This window comes from Paenarthrobacter sp. NPDC089307, assembly GCF_040685055.1.
Taxonomy (GTDB): domain Bacteria; phylum Actinomycetota; class Actinomycetes; order Actinomycetales; family Micrococcaceae; genus Arthrobacter.
In genome coordinates, this window is the sequence record NZ_JBFBHE010000004.1 from 269,927 (window position 1) to 287,616 (window position 17,690).

At 62.9% G+C, this 17,690-nt stretch carries 14 protein-coding genes; 7 read left to right on the forward strand and 7 right to left on the reverse strand.

Features of this window, described 5'->3' with window-relative positions:
* Positions 1-22: 22 nt before the first annotated feature.
* Genes AB0N72_RS11590 through AB0N72_RS11610 form a run of 5 tightly spaced genes read right to left on the reverse strand, consistent with a single transcriptional unit; the run spans position 23 to position 5,553 of the window.
* On the reverse strand, positions 23-1,315 hold the full coding sequence (locus AB0N72_RS11590) for a DUF58 domain-containing protein (RefSeq protein WP_363930548.1): 1,293 nt from the start codon (positions 1,313-1,315) through the stop codon (positions 23-25).
* A gap of 29 nt (positions 1,316-1,344) precedes the next feature.
* Positions 1,345-2,439, reverse strand: a complete 1,095-nt coding sequence (locus AB0N72_RS11595; protein ID WP_363930549.1) for a MoxR family ATPase — start codon at positions 2,437-2,439, stop codon at positions 1,345-1,347.
* Complete coding sequence (locus AB0N72_RS11600) at positions 2,436-3,635, reverse strand: DUF4350 domain-containing protein (RefSeq protein WP_363930550.1); 1,200 nt, start codon at positions 3,633-3,635, stop codon at positions 2,436-2,438. The genes AB0N72_RS11595 and AB0N72_RS11600 overlap by 4 nt, the downstream gene beginning before the upstream one ends.
* The gene (locus tag AB0N72_RS11605; RefSeq protein ID WP_363930551.1) at positions 3,632-4,324 is read right to left on the reverse strand and encodes a DUF4129 domain-containing protein; all 693 of its coding nucleotides are present in this window, start codon (positions 4,322-4,324) and stop codon (positions 3,632-3,634) included. The genes AB0N72_RS11600 and AB0N72_RS11605 overlap by 4 nt, the downstream gene beginning before the upstream one ends.
* The gene (locus tag AB0N72_RS11610; protein ID WP_363930552.1) at positions 4,321-5,553 is read right to left on the reverse strand and encodes a glycerophosphoryl diester phosphodiesterase membrane domain-containing protein; all 1,233 of its coding nucleotides are present in this window, start codon (positions 5,551-5,553) and stop codon (positions 4,321-4,323) included. Before AB0N72_RS11610 ends, AB0N72_RS11605 begins: the two co-directional genes overlap by 4 nt.
* Before the next feature lie 221 nt (positions 5,554-5,774).
* Here AB0N72_RS11610 and mtrA point away from each other — a divergent pair, with 221 nt between their 5' ends.
* The 7 genes from mtrA to secA all read left to right on the forward strand — a co-directional run bounded on the left by mtrA (position 5,775) and on the right by secA (position 16,158).
* Entirely contained in the window at positions 5,775-6,449 is a 675-nt protein-coding gene (gene mtrA, locus AB0N72_RS11615; RefSeq protein WP_024817376.1) for an MtrAB system response regulator MtrA, read from the forward strand.
* Between the two features lie 133 nt (positions 6,450-6,582).
* The gene (gene mtrB, locus AB0N72_RS11620) at positions 6,583-8,379 is read left to right on the forward strand and encodes an MtrAB system histidine kinase MtrB (RefSeq protein ID WP_363930760.1); all 1,797 of its coding nucleotides are present in this window, start codon (positions 6,583-6,585) and stop codon (positions 8,377-8,379) included.
* Entirely contained in the window at positions 8,376-10,094 is a 1,719-nt protein-coding gene (locus AB0N72_RS11625; protein WP_363930553.1) for an LpqB family beta-propeller domain-containing protein, read from the forward strand. The genes mtrB and AB0N72_RS11625 overlap by 4 nt, the downstream gene beginning before the upstream one ends.
* Positions 10,095-10,177: 83 nt before the next feature.
* Entirely contained in the window at positions 10,178-11,140 is a 963-nt protein-coding gene (locus tag AB0N72_RS11630) for a phosphoribosyltransferase family protein (protein WP_363930554.1), read from the forward strand.
* A 189-nt stretch (positions 11,141-11,329) separates the two neighbouring features.
* On the forward strand, positions 11,330-12,058 hold the full coding sequence (gene raiA / locus AB0N72_RS11635; protein WP_363930555.1) for a ribosome-associated translation inhibitor RaiA: 729 nt from the start codon (positions 11,330-11,332) through the stop codon (positions 12,056-12,058).
* 26 nt (positions 12,059-12,084) lie between these two features.
* Positions 12,085-13,374, forward strand: coding sequence for a crosslink repair DNA glycosylase YcaQ family protein (locus AB0N72_RS11640; RefSeq protein WP_363930556.1), 1,290 nt, complete (start codon positions 12,085-12,087; stop codon positions 13,372-13,374).
* A gap of 42 nt (positions 13,375-13,416) precedes the next feature.
* Positions 13,417-16,158: a preprotein translocase subunit SecA gene (secA, locus tag AB0N72_RS11645; RefSeq protein WP_363930557.1), complete on the forward strand. Its 2,742-nt coding sequence runs from the start codon at positions 13,417-13,419 to the stop codon at positions 16,156-16,158.
* A gap of 134 nt (positions 16,159-16,292) precedes the next feature.
* On the opposite strand, the gene AB0N72_RS11650 is transcribed toward secA, so the two are convergent.
* Both AB0N72_RS11650 and AB0N72_RS11655 read right to left on the reverse strand, forming a co-directional pair.
* Positions 16,293-16,718: an Rv3235 family protein gene (locus AB0N72_RS11650; protein ID WP_363930558.1), complete on the reverse strand. Its 426-nt coding sequence runs from the start codon at positions 16,716-16,718 to the stop codon at positions 16,293-16,295.
* A gap of 157 nt (positions 16,719-16,875) precedes the next feature.
* Positions 16,876-17,646, reverse strand: a complete 771-nt coding sequence (locus AB0N72_RS11655; protein WP_363930559.1) for a LysM domain-containing protein — start codon at positions 17,644-17,646, stop codon at positions 16,876-16,878.
* Positions 17,647-17,690 lie beyond the last annotated feature (44 nt).

Below are 17,690 nucleotides of genomic sequence, written 5' to 3' on the forward strand. Positions count from 1 at the left end.
GTGTCCTTCCTGGATCGGGTAACTAAAGGCGACCGGCTGCTTTGAGCCTGATGTAGGTATCAGCCAGCAATGGTGGGACCTCAAGCGGTTCGGCGTCCACCACTTCGGCTCCAAGCTGCCGGAGTTGGGCAGTGACTGCGGCCCGCTCAAGAAGTGCGCGCTCGGCCGCCGCTGCCCGGAAGACCTGACTGGCCGTGGTGCGTTCGGCCTTCATTTCCGAAAGAAGGGGATCGCGCACCGAAGCCACGATCACCACGTGTTGGCGGGACAGTTGTGCCACGGTGGGGAGCAGGCCTTCTTCGGGGGCGCCGCCGTCGAGCGCCGTCAGGAGGACCACAAGTGATCGGTGCGCCGAAACGGCCCGGACCTGCCCTGGAATCTGCTGCCAGTCCAGTTCAATGAGTTCTGCCTCCAAGGGCGCCGTGGCTTGTACAAGCTGCCCCAGCAGGTTTCCTTTGGAAGCGGACTCCACCCGGGCGCGAAGCCGCCGGTCAAAGGCAAGGAAGTCCACGCGGTCCCCGCCGCGTTCTGCCAGCACCGCAAGCAGCAGCGCTGCCTCGATCCCCGTGTCGAGCCGCGGTTCGTCCTCGATCCTGGCGGCCGCTGTGCGTGAGGTGTCCAGAACGACGACGACGCGCCGGTCCCGTTCCGGGCGCCAAGTCCTGACTACTACGGAAGTCCGGCGTGCCGTGGCACGCCAATCGATGGATCGGACGTCGTCGCCCCGGACGTAGTCGCGAAGTGAGTCGAACTCGGTTCCCGCACCACGGATCTGCACCGCCGCCTTGCCGTCCAGTTCCCTGAGCTTGCGGAGTTTGGAGGGAAGATGACGTTTGGAATGGAACGGAGGCAGGACCCGCATCTGCCCGGGAAGTGGCCGCGTGCGCTGCCTGGCTGCCAGGCCCAGCGGACCCAGTGAGCGGATGGTCACGTGCGGACTTTCCAGGTCCCCGCGCCTCCCGGGCGCCAGGGTCACAGTCATCCGGCGACGTTCGCCCGCAGCCACTGCCACCCGCTGTACGGCGTTTGTTGCCCCCGCCGACGGCTGCCACGCATCCCTGATCACAGCGTTCAGTTTCCGTCCGGTGGGATTGGTCACCGACACCACGGATTCGGCCCTTCCGGACAGGGTGACGTTCCCGGGTTGCTGGCGCTCGATAATGAGCTTTGCAGGGGAGGCCGCGAGGACCAGGTCAAAGACCAGCGCCAGCAACAGGACCACGCACACCAACAGGACGGTAATCCAGGCCGGAAACAGCACCAGCGGCACCAAGCCCGCAAGGGCAAGCACTACGAATCGACCCGTGATGGCCATTCAGGCCTCCCCTGGCCAGCAGGCACGGGTCACCGCGGCACCGGAACCGAGGCGAGAATGCTCCCCAGCACGTCATCCACCTGGATGCCGTCCATCTGGGCTTCGGGCCGCAACCCGACCCTGTGCCGGAGGCAGGGAAGTGACAGTGCTTTGACGTCGTCCGGGGTGACGAATGTCCTGCCCGACAACCAGGCCCAGGCTTTGGCTGTGTTGAGCAGCGCGGTGGCACCACGGGGGGAGACGCCGAGCTGGAATGATGGTGCGGATCTGGTGGCCCGGACGATGTCAACGATGTATGACAAGAGTTCGGGAGCCACAGCGACCTGTGCCACTGCAGCCTGTGCTGCTGCGAGGTCGGCCGCTCCCGCCACTGGCCGTACCCCGGCCGCGGCCAGGTCCCGTGGATCAAAGCCGTTGGCATGGCGCCGGATAACTTCAATTTCCTCACTCCGCCCCGGAAGCGGCATGGTCAGTTTGAGGAGGAAACGGTCAAGCTGCGCCTCGGGGAGGGGGTAGGTGCCTTCATACTCCACCGGGTTCTGGGTTGCCGCGACGATGAACGGGACGGGCAGCAGGCGCGAGACGCCGTCCACCGAAACCTGCCGCTCCTCCATCGCTTCCAGCAGGGAAGCCTGGGTCTTGGGAGGCGTCCGGTTGATTTCGTCCGCCAACATGATGTTGGTAAAGACCGGGCCTTCACGGAACGAGAATTCCGAGGAGTGGGAGTCGTAGACCAAGGACCCGGTGACATCGCCGGGCATGAGGTCCGGAGTGAACTGAACCCGCTTGGTGTCCAGGCTCAATGCGGTGGACAACGCCCTGACAAGGAGGGTTTTTGCCACACCGGGAACGCCTTCCAGAAGGACGTGCCCGCCGCAAAGCAGGGCAATCAGCATGCCCGTGACCGTGGGATCCTGGCCTACCACGGCTTTTCCCACTTCAGCACGGACGTTCAGGAGTGACTGGCGTGCCGGGTCCTCCGCAAGCGGGCGCTGGGCGCCTTGGCCGCTGGCCGCCGTCGGGCTGGCATCCGAAACCGACGCCGCCGCCTGCGTGGGCATCGGCGTCGCTCCGCCTGTGTACTGGCTGTTGGTGTCCGTGTAGCTGTTCGGCTGGCTGCTCATCGGGTCTTCGCCTCCTTTTCCATTCGTTCAAGTTCTTGTGCCCATTGCACCAGTTGTCCTTCGGTCCCCGGCATGAAGTCGACGAGGACTGACCGTATTTCGGGGGCCGGCCGCTCCAAATGCCGGGCCGATGCGTCCACCACTGCTTCCGTGGTGGCGTCAGCTCCGAGGTTGAAATGGCGGGCCAGCCGGGTCAAGGTCCCTGCCCGAAGGTTATCGGCCGCACGCCTTACAGCCCGCGCGTCCTGGTAGAGCCGGGCTCTTCCCTCGGCTGTTTCGGCCGCCTTGACCACGACGGGGAGAGGTTCGAAGACCAGGGGACCCATGCGCCGTCCACGCCAGGCGATGGCCAGCAGCGCCACGATGCCCAGCCATGGCCCCGCGTAGGCCAGCCATCGGGGGGCAAGCTCGCTGAGAGTGGGAGCGGTATCTGCTGCCGCGATGTCTTTCACCCCGGGCAGGTACCAGATGAGATCCGGGTTGTTCCCGAGCGTCCGGAGGGCCAGGGCGGCATTGCCTTGAACGGCCAGGTGCTCGTTATCCAGCAATTCGGTGCTTCCCAGGACGATCAAGCGGCCATCCGTTGACGCGGCATACAACCCGGGCCCATCGGCGCGGCTGGAGTAGCAGACTTCGGGTCCCGAGAAGATGGAGCCCTGCGCGGAAACCGGGCCCGCTGCGGTGGCATCCTCCACGGAACAGGCAGGTTCAATGACGGTTTGGCCTTGAGGAATGACGCCACCCTGCCGGAAAGCGGGACCAAGCGCATTCAATGTCTTAAGCCTCGGCTTTAACACCACTACGCGGTCTGCGGCGGCCGCGAGGTCCTTAACCTGGGAGCGGTCGAGATATCCGCGGGGGTCGTAGAGAAGGAGTGTGGTTTGTTCCTTGCCTGACAGGGCGGACATGGTGTCATCGTAGGAATCCGTGGCGGTTACGGCCACTCCATGCCGTCCAAGAATCTGGGCTGCGGCCATTGCCCCGTCCGGGGCAGGGTTGCGCGGGGACAGCGTCCGGGAGTCTGTCGCTCCGGACATGGTGGTGACAGCGAGGTAGGTCACCAGGCCTACCAGCAGGGTTCCGAGGGCAATCCAGGTGAGATGTTTCCGGAACCAGCCGGGAAAACCCCGCGCGGAGGACGGCTTGGAGGACGGCGCTTCCCGGTCCTGCGCCAGCTCGCTCGTGGCTGGAGTCATCGAGGCACCGCGAATCCGGTGTGGACAGCCCCGGCGAAGTCAGGCTTCATCGTCAGCAGTTCGGCATCGAGGTCGCGGGTGGACTCGTAGTCTGCCCGGGTGGCACCCTGATCGCCGTAACGCACGGCATCGAAGAGGCGCGCGGCTGCATCCAGCCGCTTTTGCGCCGGACTGAAAAACTGCCCCAGTTGCGCGGATGCTTCGTCGGCGGTCCTGCCGGCCCGGACGTCGATGATGTCCCGCTCTTCCGCCGAGCGGACCAAGGCGCGGAACTGATCGACGACGGCGGCCGTCCAGTCGCCGTCGTCAGCGGCTGTGGACGCGCGTTTCCGGTATCCCTCGGCATCCATGGTGCTGTCTGCGCCAAAGATGTCCTCTTTCCGGGATGCCCGGCGTGCGTTCAGCCGGGGGCGGACCAGCACAACGGCCACAATAATCAGGGCCACGGCCAGCACCACAATCACGGGCAGGGCAAAGTTGGCGTCGGAACCTGGGCCGTCTCCCTCCAGGGACGACAACCAGTCAAGGAAATCACGCCACAGCTTTTCAAACCATCCGGGCTGGGCATCGGGGTACTGGGGCTTCGAGAGTTCCTCGACGGCCCAGCGCCGGGCCTCCTCACGGTCCGGGGTCACCGGCGGTTCCATTGCCAGTAAAGGAACAAGGACGCCGGCAGGGGCTGCCGTCATGCCGGGGGCCAGGCGGCTGCACCCGGCTGGACCGAGGGGCCACCGGGTACTCCGTCAGGGTTGGCACCCGTTTCCAACATCCGCATCAGTTCAACATCCAGGCCGTCCCGGCGCATGCGGAGGTCCATGTAGATGAGTGCGGAGACGGAGGACTGGAAAGCAAAGGTGACCGATCCGACCAGTGCTTGGATGATTGCCGAGATCACGGTGGTGAGGACCAGTGTCGAGGTGACGGTATCGGCATCCGGATGCGGTGCCACGACTTCGCCGATGAAGGTGGCGGCAAGGGACGCGGGAATCTGGACAATCTGGGAGATGATGCCCAGCATGAGGGTCACTACGAGGGTGATCCCGAAAATGCGCCACCAATTGTTGCGGGTCAGTTGCCAGGACCGGAGGAGGCCGTCATAGACACCCGTCTGTTCCACCACGATGACGGCCGGGGCGAGCATTAGCTTCAGGCCGATCCAGACAAAGGCCACGAACGAGCCAAGACCCAGGGGCAGGACGATCAGCAGGGCGCCGGGTCCCATGGCCGTAAACAAGAGGACCGCGATTCCGATGACTGCGGCCGCTGCCAGCATTCCACCCAGGGTCAGCAGTGCCGCAACTCCCAGCAGCGGCAGGAGGCGCTTCCCGGCAAGTTTCCACATCTGCCTGAAACCCGTCCGACGGTTAAGGACGGATCGGGCCACAGGGACTGCCAGCACCCCCTGGAGGACGGAGCCCAGGAAACCGAGGAGGACCGAGACCCCGAGGATGCCTGCCATCATGGCAAAAAAGGGGCCCATTGCCTCGTTGAACTCGGCCCGGGACCCCGCGGACTCCAGCGAAGCCGTCAGCTGGTAGGTCAGGAGGGTGATGACACCTATGAAGACGGCGCCGAGTGCTTGTACTATCAGCGCCGAGCCGAACATCGAGGCCGCGTTCCGGCGGATGGTTTGGAAGGACCCATCCAGGATTTCGCCGAACTGCAATGGACGGAGGGGGATGACCCCGGGTTTGGGTGGGGCTATGTACTGGGGCTGGCCGTAGGGAGGTCCGGCCGGCCACCCTGGACCGGGCTGGCCTTGCCAATTCTGCCCATGGGCTTGCGGAGCCGGCCACGCCGGTGGGCCGCCCCACTGCGGCTGGTTTCCCCACGCTGGTGGGCCGCCCCACTGCGGCTGGATTCCCCACGCTGGTTGACCGCCTGGTGGCGGGTTGTGGCCGGGCTCGGGCTGTGACACGTTTCCTCCCCATGAGGTCCGGTCCGCCGACATTCGACGTCCCCCATGCGGACCTTCGCACCCAGCGTATAGTCCCGCCGTCGTCCCTCATAGCCCGCCGCACGGCCGGCGTCTGCGGGCGTGCGGCAGCGTTGTGCAGTACGGTGGAATTGCCCCTTGGACGCCATGCCGTGCGCAGCGCCCAACAGGACAAAGACTTGGTGATAAGGGAATATATAACTATGAAGGCACGCATTCTGGTAGTTGACGACGACGAAGCACTCGCAGAGATGATCGGCATAGTCCTGCGCAATGACGGCTTCGAACCGGTGTTCTGCGCAGACGGCGGCCAGGCCTTGGACGTGTTCCGGTCATCCAAGCCGGACCTGGTGCTGCTGGACCTCATGCTGCCCGGTTCTGATGGGATCGAGGTTTGCCGCCAGATCCGTGGAGAGTCCGATGTCCCCATCGTCATGCTTACGGCCAAGTCGGATACGTCGGACGTCGTTCGCGGACTCGAATCCGGTGCCGATGACTACGTTCCCAAGCCCTTCAAGCCCGCTGAGCTGGTTGCCCGCGTCCGCGCGCGACTGCGCCCGGGCGACCAGAAGGCCCCCGAAACCCTGCGTATCGCGGACGTGACCATCGACGTCGCAGGTCACTTGGTGACCCGCGGCGGCGAACGTATCTCCCTGACCCCCCTCGAGTTCGACCTCCTGGTTGCCTTGGCCCGCAAGCCATGGCAGGTCTTTACCCGCGAATTGCTCCTGGAACAGGTGTGGGGATACCGGCACGCTGCTGACACTCGCTTGGTCAATGTGCACGTCCAGCGTCTGCGCTCCAAGATCGAACGTGATCCTGAAGCGCCCGAGGTCGTTTTGACGGTGCGTGGTGTCGGATATAAAGCAGGTTCCTGAGTCCCCGGCCGGAGAAACCGGCGAGCCGGGTCAAGGCCCGGGGCCAACAAACCCTGAAGCGAAAGCCGTGGAGACCGGGACCCCGGTCCCGCCCGTCGACCCCCAAACGGAGCCTCCGCGGCCGGTCCGTAACCTGCCGTGGTTCCTTTCCCGCGCGCGGATCTGGACCCGGCGCGCGCTGATCCTGGTCCTTCGGGTTTCCCGGCTGGTTTCCATTGGCGTGCGCCAGATCAGGCCCGGCCTGCGCTTCCTGTGGCGGTCGATTCTCCGCCGTTGGCGGCGTTCCCTGGAATTCCGCACGGTTCTCACCACCTTGCTGCTGGCTGTGACCTCCTTCGCGATTGTCGGCGCCTACCTGTCCAACCAGATCGCCAACAACCTCTTCCAGGAGCGCCTGGCCCAGGCCGAGTCCGAGTCGCGCTACAACGTCAAGCAGGTCCAGGACACGTTCGACGGCGCGCAGGTCACCGACCAGTCCAGCGTCATCACGCTCGTTTACGACACCCTGACGGCGGTGGAAGGCCGGGGTTCGGTCATTCAGCGCAGGTATGTCTTTGAGGCGGCGCCGGAACAGACGAAGCCCCGAAACCGTTGGGTGGAGTCGCGTGCCTCGGACCAGCTGACCATCCGGGTCATTCCGGCCGACCTCCGCAAAGCCGTCCAGGAAGGCGGCAAGCAGCAGTTCTGGGCACCCACCCAATTCCCCGTGGGCAACGAGGACCGCCCGGGTATCGCGGTTGGCAACAAAGTAACGTTCAACGGCACTGTCTACGAGCTTTACCTGATTTACGACCTCAATACCGCGCAGCAGACACTGGACGAGATCCAGAACGTCCTCTGGGCCGGTGGCGCAGCCCTGGTCCTCATGATTGGCGCAATTGCCTGGTACGTGACGCGCAACGTCGTCAGTCCGGTGAGCCATGCCGCCGTCGTCTCCGAGAAACTGGCCGCCGGCCAGCTGCAGGAACGGATGGTAGTGAAGGGCGAAGACGAGGTGGCCAGGTTGGGCGCCTCCTTCAACCACATGGCCGCCAGCCTTCAGGAACAGATCACCCAGCTGGCTACTTTGTCACAGATGCAGCAGCGCTTTGTCTCCGATGTGTCCCACGAATTGCGCACCCCGCTGACGACCGTCCGGATGGCCGCAGAGGTACTTTTCGACGCCCGTGAGGACTTCGACCCCATGAACAAGAGGTCGGCTGAGTTGCTCTACTACCAGGTTGAGCGTTTCCAGTCGCTGTTGTCGGACCTGTTGGAAATTTCCCGCTTCGATGCCGGTGCGGCCGTCCTCGACGCCGAACCCCAGGACATCTTCCAAGTAGTGGCCCATGTGATCGAAGGCGCGGCGCCCGTGGCCGAGGAGTACGGTTCGGAAGTCCGGCTCAACGCCCGGCAGAAGAGCATCATCGTGGAGATGGATTCACGCAGGATCGAAAGGATCCTCCGCAACCTGCTGCTCAACGCTCTTGAACACGGCGAGGGCAAGCCGATCCACATTTCCGTAGCTGCCAACCACGATGCCGTCGCCGTTTCAGTAAGGGACCACGGGATAGGCATGAGCCAGGCAGAGGCAGCCCGGGTCTTCGACCGCTTCTGGCGTGCCGATCCTGCACGTGCCCGGACCACGGGTGGCAGCGGTTTGGGCTTGTCGATCGCGGCTGAAGACACCAAGCTGCACAATGGCTGGCTCCAGGCCTGGGGCCGGAAGGGCTCGGGGTCGAACTTCCGCCTGACCCTGCCCCTCCGGCAAGGAGGCGCGATTGCCAAATCGCCGTTGCAGTTGGAACCGGCGGACATAGATTTTCCCGGCGCCCCGAGCGAGCACCAGGTAGTTGTGCTTGGCACCGAAACCGCAACCGTCCTGCCCGCACCCGCACCGGACGGTGAAGAAAAGCCCGCCGCGGATCGTGAACCAGGGGAGAAGCCATGACAAAGCCCGGACTCCGGCGCCGGAAGGCGATCCTGGCCTTGCTGGCCGTCCTCATGCTCGTGCTTTCTTCGTGTGCACAGATTCCCCGTTCCGGCCCTGTTGGTAAGAGCAAGGACGAGGGCGCCGGAAATCCCAATGCGCCGGTGTTCTTCCCGGCTGCGCCTCGTGCGGGTTCCAGTCCTGAGGCGATCATTGAGGACTTTTACATGGCTGGCAGCGGTTACGAGGACGACTACCCCGTGGCCCGCCAATACTTGACGCAAGCACAGTCGGTCACGTGGAAGCCGGACAAGAGGGCGCTTGTTTTCCGCAAGGCGGAAGTAGTCAAGTCACCTGCGGAAAATGAGTACGTTTATGTGCTCGACCTCGCCTATTCAGTGGACGCCGACGGCGTCGCAACGCAATACCCGCCCGGAACCAAGGAAACCATTCCGCTGACGCTTGAACAGGTTGAGGGGGAGTGGAGAATCTCCAAGGTGCCGGATGGGACAGCGATTCCGGAGGAGACGTTCAAGGTCATCTACGGCGCGTTCCCCATCTACTTCTATGACCCCACGTTCACGTACGCAGTGCCCGATTACCGTTGGTTCATCAAGAAAAACACGGTCAAATCCATGACCAGTGCCCTCCTCGCCGGCCCGGCACCCTATCTTCGGGGTGCGGTTGTCAGCGCCTTCCCATCCGGTATGAAGCTCGCACGCGAGTCCGTGCCGGTAGTTTCCGGTGCAGCGCAGGTGGACCTTTCCGCGAAGGAATTGTTCGACGCATCTGCTGAAGACCGCCAAAGGATGCAGAACCAGTTGGCTCTGACCTTCCGGAGCCAACCCGATGTCATCAACGTGCAATTGCGTGCAGACCAGGACCTGGTCCGGGTGGAAGACAACGGCACCGTCCTTCCGCCTGTGGTGGATAAGACCGTCCCGGCCCACCAGATCGCGGTGAACAACGGTGAGCTCGTAAGGTATGAAAACAACCGGATTTCGCCCCTGCCCGACATGCAGTCGGTGGCAGGGCTTGGGCCGCATTCCCCTGCAGAGTCACCCGCGTCCCAGACGGCCGCTTTCCTGAACGGGGACAAGACCACCCTCTATTCGATTGAACCCGGTCAGCCGGCCCGGCAACTGACCACCAGGAGTACGCTCACCGGCCCTTCCTTCAGCCCCCAGAACTGGGTGTGGACAGCGGGCCCGGGGGCAAACGGGGCGGCTGAGGTGGTTGCGTACAAACCCACCGGGGTCGCGCCGGGAACGGCAGTTCCCAATGTCACCATCACTCCGGCGTGGCTGGCAGGCCGGAGCGTGAAGGACTTCAGGGTTTCCAGGGAAGGGACCAGGGCGCTGGTTATTTCCGAATCGAATGGAAAATCCACAGTGCAGATCGCAGGCATCGTCCGGAGCCCCGATGGCGCACCCAAAGACCTCACCGCTCCTGTCACGTTGCTTACCACCGGAGCTGCAAGCCAGGGCGTTTGGGTAAACGCATCGACCGTTGCGGTGATGTCCGGTTCGGGGACGTCCACGGTGGTGCCCGAGTTGTTGTCACTTGCATCCGGTGAGGCGCAGCAACTGCCACCATGGGATGGCTTGACCAGCATCAGCGCCGGCAACGGCCCCGAGCAGATTTATGGACAGTCCGAAGCTGGCATCTTCCAAAGGGTTGGAAACGGCTGGGAGCTCCAGCTGAAAGGCCCTGTGGAGCCGGCCTTCCCTGGCTGACCAGGCCCCTGCTTCCGGTCAGGATGTCCACATAGGACGCCGAATGGCTTCTTTTCCCGCAGGGCTCGGTTCAGTCTGGATTGATGACCGTACCTCTGAGCAGCTTTTCCGACGACGGGCGGGGAGACCGCCGTCGCGTGGATCCGGATCTCGTTGCGCCCGATCCCGACAGGGCCCGTCGCCGGGGAACTGACCCCGGACGGCTGGGGCGCCTGGTGTCAGGCATTCAAGGCGCGCTCAAGGAACTTCGGGCCGTGGTGGTTCCCGTCGAATGCATTTGTTGCGGGGCGGAAGACACCGTGTTGTGTGCAGGATGTGCAAAGCGAGTGCGCCAGTTTTGCGCACAGCCGTTCCGTGCCGAGCAGCAATCGCCGGCTCTCGTGGCGGTGGACGGCGTGGCGAAGCTCGCGGTGGTCGCGGCCGGGCCGTACCGGGACGAACTGGCCCAATGCCTGCTGTCCTTCAAGCACTCCGGCCAATGGCGGGTGGGCGGTGTCCTGGCTACGTGCCTGGCCAGAGGCCTGGAAGCCGCCACGGGCGGCCAGCCCGGTTATTTTCTTGTGCCTGTCCCAACCAGCGGTGCCGCCTATCGTCAGCGCGGATTCAGCCCGGTCCACCTCCTGCTTCTGATCCTGCGTCTACGCCGGATGCAACCTCAATGCCGGCATCTCGACGTCCTGGAGAAAGTGCGGGTTCCATCGTTTCGGAAAGGACGCATCAGCTCGCTCCACGCCTTGTTATCGACGTTGTTCGACCTCGCGCCAGGCCGCGAAGGCAACGCTGGAGTGTCTGGACAAAAAGGGCTGGGGCGGGGTGAACGCGCCAGGAAAGTCCGGGGGTCAATGCGGGTCAGGAGGTCGCGGGCCAGATCAATCGAAGGCAGGCGATGCATCCTCGTGGACGACGTCCTCACCACCGGAGCAACACTCGCAGAGGCCGCACGTGCCGTGAACGCTGCAGGTGGCGTCGTCTGTGGCGCCGTGGTCCTGGCGGCCACGAGGCCACCAGCCTACGCCTCATTGAGAGCGGTAAGCGACCACCCATGAAGTCATTAAGACTCAATCAAAAAATAAGTGGCCAAAGGGTGAATAACGCGTGGCGATGAACTAACGTCGGTTGTGGGTACCAAGAAAAGATGTACCTGTCGATAGCGGCTCGGAAAGGGGCTCGACTGTCCGTCAGACCAGCCCCCACCAGTGCCGTTGTCGTGTCACCTGAGTTATTTGGAGGGCACCATGGAGTTCATGATCAGCGGACGAAATCTGACAGTTTCAGACCGCTTTCGCGAATACGCCGGCGAGAAAATCTCAAAGATTGAATCGCTGGGGGACAAGGTCCAGCGAGTAGACGCCAAGGTTTCCAAGGAAACCAATCCCCGGCAGACGCCGGGCCAGCTCACCGTTGAAGTGACAGTCCTGGGCCGCGGCCCCGTTATCCGTGCCGAGGCCACAGCCGCTGACAAATTCGCTGCCTTCGATCTCGCGTACAACAAGCTCCTCGAAAGGCTTCGTCGTGCGAAGGACCGGAAAAAGGTGCACCACGGCCGACACACACCCAAGGCCGTCAGGGAAGCTACGGCAACTCTTGAACCCGCAAGCCCCAATGAGCCTCTTTACGTCGAGGCCAGCAACCACCAGGAGCCCGAGGGGCAAGCAGAGGAACGTTCTCCCTACGAGGTTGAGAACGACATCCCGGCTGGCGACTCACCTGTCCTGATCCGCCGGAAGGTATTCCCGGCAGCATCCCTGACACTGGACGATGCCGTGGACAACATGGAACTGGTGGGACACAATTTCTACCTGTTCCTGGATAAGGAAACCAACGCACCGTCGGTCGTTTACCGACGCAGCGGCTGGACCTACGGCGTAATCACCCTCGATTCCACCTGCGAGCCTGGCGAAGACGCCGTCGAGGAAAAGATCATCGCCTACCGCTCGGACGACCAAGCCGCCAGCGCCAAGTAAGGCCAACATCTGACGAAGGGAGCCCAATGACCGCTTCGCTGAGCCTCTCACAGGCACGGCGGATCGCATTGGCAGCGCAAGGATTGGCTAAAGTCCGGCCCACTGGCCCCGTTTCACCGCGGGCAGTGGGCCGGACTTTTGCCCAACTGCAGCTGGTCCAGATCGATTCTGTGAACGTGGTTGCGCGGAGTCACTATCTCCCGTTCTTTTCCCGGCTGGGCAACTACGATCCAAAGATCCTTTCCACCATGGCCGCCCGCAAACCCCGGAAAATGATGGAGTACTGGGCGCACGAGGCCAGCTTCATCCGTCCTGAGCACTTTCCGGATCTGCTCCTGTGGCAGAAGCGCGCATGGGTGGGAGCGCACCGCCTGGATCCTGTCCTCCGCCGGAGCATGGAAGACAAGATATTGGCGGCCCTCGCCGACGGGCCTCCCATGACCGCGGCGGAACTTACTGCGAAGCTGGGACACACCTCCACAGCCGAACGCGACAACTGGGGCTGGAACTGGAACATCGTCAAGAGGGTGCTGGAGCACCTCTTTGAAGAAGGCCGCGTGTCAGCCGCTTCGCGAACAGCGCAGTTCGAACGCAAATACACCCTCACCTCAAGGGTGGTTTCCACGTACCCACTGCCTGCCGCCGAAGCCGGAGAAGCGCTCGACCGGCTCATCGATGCAGCAGCCCGGGCCCACGGCATCGGAACCGTACGGTGCTTTTCGGACTACTTCCGGACTCCACTCAAGGCCGGGGCGGACTCTGTCCGGCGGCTGGTGGATGCAGGTGTCCTGGAACCGGTGTCAGTCCAAGGATGGAACCGGGAAATCTTCAGGCATGCCAGTGCCAAACTCCCCAGGAAGGCCGAAGGGCGCGCGCTGCTGAGCCCCTTTGACTCGCTGGTTTTCGAGCGGCGCCGGCTTGAAGAGTTGTTCGGTTTCCACTACCGGATCGAAATCTACACTCCTGCCGCCAAGCGCCGTTTCGGTTACTACGTTTTGCCTTTCCTGCTCAGGGAGAGCCTGGTAGCCAGGGTTGACCTGAAGGCTGATCGCATGGCGGGCCAGTTGCTGGTGCGCTCAGCGTACGGTGAGCCGGACGCGCCGGAGGATACCGCCGTCGAGCTTGCTGCCGAACTTTTGCTCATGGCAACATGGCTCGGCCTGGACGGCGTGGTGGTGTGGCCGGTGGGGGATCTCGCCGGGAAGCTCGCTGAGGCGCTCACGGGGCAAGCCGGAAGCAACACCGTGGAACCGCAAACCGCTAGTCCGCTCAGAGGTGAACCCGGACACGCTGCCTTGGTCTCTCCCGTAGACTGAAACAGCCAGAATTCGGCAGCATGAGACTGGGAGCACTTTCACGTGGCATCACTAATCGAAAAACTTCTCCGCACGGGTGACAAAAAGACCCTGAAGCAACTGCGGAATTATGCCGATTCCATCAATGCCCTGGAAGACTCCTTCAAGTCCTTCACGGATGCCGAACTCCGGGCCGAAACGGATCGGCTCCGGTCCCGGCACCAGGACGGCGAGACGCTGGACGCCTTGCTGCCCGAAGCCTTTGCTGCTGTGCGTGAAGCCTCGTCCCGAACCTTGGGCATGCGCCACTTCGATGTGCAGCTCATGGGCGGCGCAGCACTCCACCTTGGCAACATCGCCGAGATGAAGACCGGTGAAGGCAAGACTCTGGTTGCGACGGCGCCGGCATACTTGAACGCCCTCACGGGCAAGGGTGTCCACGTGGTGACGGTCAACGATTACCTGGCTGAATACCAGTCCGAGCTCATGGGCCGCGTCTACCGCTTCCTCGGCCTCACCAGCGGTTGCATCCTCTCGAACCAGGACCCGACGCTCCGCCGGGAGCAGTACGCTGCGGACATCACCTACGGAACCAACAACGAGTTCGGTTTTGATTACCTCCGGGACAATATGGCCTGGGATGCCAGCGAGCTCGTGCAGCGCGGACACAACTTCGCGATCGTCGATGAAGTCGACTCCATCCTCATCGACGAGGCCCGCACGCCACTCATCATCTCCGGTCCCGCCCAGGGCGACACGAACCGTTGGTACAGCGAATTCGCAAAGGTCGTCCTCCGGCTCCAGCCCGACGTCGACTACGAAGTGGACGAGAAAAAGCGAACCGTCGGCGTCCTCGAAGCCGGTATCGAAAAGGTGGAGGACTACCTGGGTATCCAGAACCTCTACGAATCCGCCAACACGCCGCTCATTGGCTTCCTGAACAACGCCATCAAGGCCAAGGAACTTTTCAAGCGGGACAAGGACTACGTCATCCTCGACGGCGAGGTCCTGATCGTCGATGAACACACTGGCCGCATCCTGGCCGGACGCCGCTACAACGAGGGCATGCACCAGGCCATTGAGGCCAAGGAAAACGTCGAGATCAAGGCTGAGAACCAGACCCTCGCCACGGTGACCTTGCAGAACTACTTCCGTATGTACTCCAAGCTCTCCGGCATGACCGGTACTGCTGAGACTGAGGCGGCGGAGTTCATGAGCACGTACAAGCTCGGCGTCGTTCCCATTCCCACCAACCGGGACATGCAGCGCATCGACCAGTCGGACCTCGTCTACAAAAACGAGGTCGTGAAGTTCGACGCCGTCGTAGCGGACATCGCCGAGCGCCATGAGAAAGGCCAGCCTGTGCTGGTCGGTACCACCAGTGTTGAGAAGAGCGAATATCTCTCCAAGCTGCTGGCCAAGGAAGGCATCCGCCACGAGGTTCTGAATGCAAAGAACCACGCGCGTGAAGCTTCGATTGTTGCTCAGGCCGGACGCAAGGGCGCCGTGACTGTGGCAACCAATATGGCTGGCCGCGGTACCGACATCATGCTGGGTGGAAACGCCGAATTCACCGCCATTGCCGAGCTCGCCAAGCGCGGACTTGATCCGGAGGAAAACTCCGAAGAGTACGAGGCAGCCTGGCCCGAAGCCCTCGCAGCAGCCAAGCAGGCCGTGAAGGATGAACACGAAGAAGTGCTGAACCTGGGTGGGCTTTACGTCCTGGGTACTGAACGACACGAGTCCCGCCGGATCGACAACCAGTTGCGTGGACGCTCCGGACGTCAGGGCGACCCCGGCGAGTCCCGCTTCTACCTCTCCCTGACTGACGACCTCATGCGGCTGTTCAACTCAGGGGCAGCTGAACGGCTCATGAACAGCTCAGTACCTGACGACGTCGCACTTGAGTCAAAGCTGGTTTCGCGCGCCATTGCCTCCGCCCAGGGACAGGTGGAGGCCCGCAACGCCGAACAGCGTAAGAACGTCCTCAAATACGACGACGTCCTCAACCGCCAACGTGAAGCCATCTACGGCGACCGCCGGCGGATCCTTGAAGGCGATGACCTGCACGAGAAGGTCCAGTACTTCCTTGAAGACACCATCAACGCGCTCATTGACGAAGCAACGGCTGAAGGCAATGGCGACGATTGGGACTTCAACCAGCTGTGGACCAACCTGAAGACTCTGTACCCGGCGACGGTCACACCAGAGGAAGTCATTGAGGAAGCCGGCGGCAAATCCAGGATTACGGCTGATTTCCTCCGGGAAGAAATCCTCTCCGACGCGCGCCTCGTGTACCAGGCGCGCGAGGAAGCCATCGGCTCCGAAAGTATGCGGGAACTGGAGCGACGCGTTGTCCTGTCGGTCCTTGGGCGCAAATGGCAGGAACACCTCTACGAGATGGACTACCTCAAGGAGGGAATCGGCCTGCGGGCAATGGCTCAACGCGACCCCTTGGTTGAATACCAGCGCGAAGGCTTTGTCATGTTCCAGAGCATGATGGAGGCCATTCGGGAAGAAAGCATCGGGTTCCTGTACAACCTCGAGGTGGAAGTGACACCGGCCGAGGATGTCGTCGTGGCGGATGATTCCGCTGCCGGGGGACACACAGAACACCATGATCCCCAGATCCGGGCTGCAGGCCTGCAGGCTCCGGAAAAGCCGGCCCAGTTGCAGTACACCGCTCCCGGTGAAGACGGAGCCACCCAAACCAGGATCGAAGGCCGGGCGTCGGGCCGTTCGGGTAACCCCGCCAAGGCAGCAAGCCAGGAGCAGCGTAAACCTGCGAAGAAGAAGCGCCGCTAGCCTGAAGCGGGCAGCAATGCTCAACTGACGGCAATAGCGACCAAGGGGCGATCCCCGGATGTATCCGGGGATCGCCCCTTGAGTTTTTGATGGGGTCTCCGGGCTGCGGACTTCAGTCCGCTTTGCCCGTGACCCTAGCCGATCTCGAGTGCGGTAACCTGCCATATCCCGTCCAACCGTTCCAGCCGCATGGCGATGGCGCGGCACCGGCTTTCTTCAGCTACCACGATGCTGGCTTCGCAAATTGACTCACTGATGGAACAGGCACGAACCGAACGGACCATTGGGCTGAGGTGCGGTTGCGGGTTTCCCTTGCTGCGGGCTGCATGCTTCCGTGTCAGGACTGCCCGATGCTGGAGGGCCAAATAGCATTCAGGGTCCAGCGAGCGGGAAAGCTGAACCAGCGGACGCGTGCCGGCAAGTACTTCCAGGGCAGCTTGGGCGATACTCCGCGCTACCAGCCGGATGTCTGTGTCGGTCCCGGCCTTTGCGCCGGATGACGCACTGGCACGTTGGACGCCCTGGCGGACCGGCGGGCGGCTTGTTGTTGCAACGGACATGGTCATACCTCTGGCATTCACTACATGAGCCAAAGCGCGGGGAACGCTTATGCTCGGGTGGCTTCTGCTGGGATGACGCTGGGATTTGCTATGAGGCTTTGCTGCCGCCCCTGAGTGGGCGGCTGTTCAGTTGAGTCGGAGTACTGCGTTGGCGCTGCTAGGCAGGTTCGGGAGGCCGAAGGATCTGCCCCGGAAGCAGCACTGCAGGGTTATCCCCGATGATGGAGCGGTTGGCGGCGTACCACTTCGGCCAAGCCGTGGCCACATCCACGTCAGTGGAAAATGGTCCAAGCCTTGCTGCGGCTATGGACCACAGGGTGTCACCGGCCTTTACCTCCACCCCGCTCCCGGATGGAGCAGGTGCATCACGGGAGCCTGGTCGGCTGAGCAGCCCCGGAGCGAGCACTGGAGGCCGGGGCTGCCAGCTCGGATCATGCGCGGCGGCTGCCGTGTTGTTGCTGTCAGCGATGACGGCAACGGCTGTGCCGGCTCCATTCGTGGAAGCCGGGGCCATGGGAGGGCGCACCGTGCTGCTGTGCCCGGAAGTTGGAAGCCACTCAGGTGTTGGTGAAACGCTTGCCTGTGCCAGGCCGCCACCAAGGAGGTTCAGCCCCAGTACGGCTATCGCAATCCTGACCATAAAAGCAGGACTGAACCTCGAGAGTGTATCGGCACCCTTACTGGCCCCTGCCCGATGCAGGAGGGCCGCCAGGAATGCCATCACCAAGGAAAGCACCCACCAGGCAACTATCGCTGTTCCTGCAATGCTGGCAGTAAATCCTGCCAACACGTCAAACGAGAAATGTTGATGATGTCGCTGGGCGTCCTGCCACTGCTCCACCAAAGTGTTGCCTATCAAAGCCAGAAGGATTCCCAGCCCTAAAATCGTCGCAGCGAGTCCGGTGTCCCTGCGCAAGGATCGTGCCATTCAAAGCCCCCAAGCTTCGTTTGATGTAGTTTGATGCAATTTGA

What these genes read in the sequence shown, in the direction of transcription:
- AB0N72_RS11595 (WP_363930549.1), bottom strand. Translation starts at nt 2,439, where the DNA reads ATGAGCAGCCAGCCGAACAGCTACACGGACACCAACAGCCAGTACACA.
- AB0N72_RS11655 (WP_363930559.1), bottom strand. Translation starts at nt 17,646, where the DNA reads ATGGCACGATCCTTGCGCAGGGACACCGGACTCGCTGCGACGATTTTA.
- AB0N72_RS11640 (WP_363930556.1), top strand. Translation starts at nt 12,085, where the DNA reads ATGACCGCTTCGCTGAGCCTCTCACAGGCACGGCGGATCGCATTGGCA.
- raiA (WP_363930555.1), top strand. Translation starts at nt 11,330, where the DNA reads ATGGAGTTCATGATCAGCGGACGAAATCTGACAGTTTCAGACCGCTTT.
- AB0N72_RS11650 (WP_363930558.1), bottom strand. Translation starts at nt 16,718, where the DNA reads ATGTCCGTTGCAACAACAAGCCGCCCGCCGGTCCGCCAGGGCGTCCAA.
- AB0N72_RS11600 (WP_363930550.1), bottom strand. Translation starts at nt 3,635, where the DNA reads ATGACTCCAGCCACGAGCGAGCTGGCGCAGGACCGGGAAGCGCCGTCC.
- AB0N72_RS11605 (WP_363930551.1), bottom strand. Translation starts at nt 4,324, where the DNA reads ATGACGGCAGCCCCTGCCGGCGTCCTTGTTCCTTTACTGGCAATGGAA.
- AB0N72_RS11590 (WP_363930548.1), bottom strand. Translation starts at nt 1,315, where the DNA reads ATGGCCATCACGGGTCGATTCGTAGTGCTTGCCCTTGCGGGCTTGGTG.
- mtrA (WP_024817376.1), top strand. Translation starts at nt 5,775, where the DNA reads ATGAAGGCACGCATTCTGGTAGTTGACGACGACGAAGCACTCGCAGAG.
- AB0N72_RS11630 (WP_363930554.1), top strand. Translation starts at nt 10,178, where the DNA reads ATGACCGTACCTCTGAGCAGCTTTTCCGACGACGGGCGGGGAGACCGC.
- AB0N72_RS11625 (WP_363930553.1), top strand. Translation starts at nt 8,376, where the DNA reads ATGACAAAGCCCGGACTCCGGCGCCGGAAGGCGATCCTGGCCTTGCTG.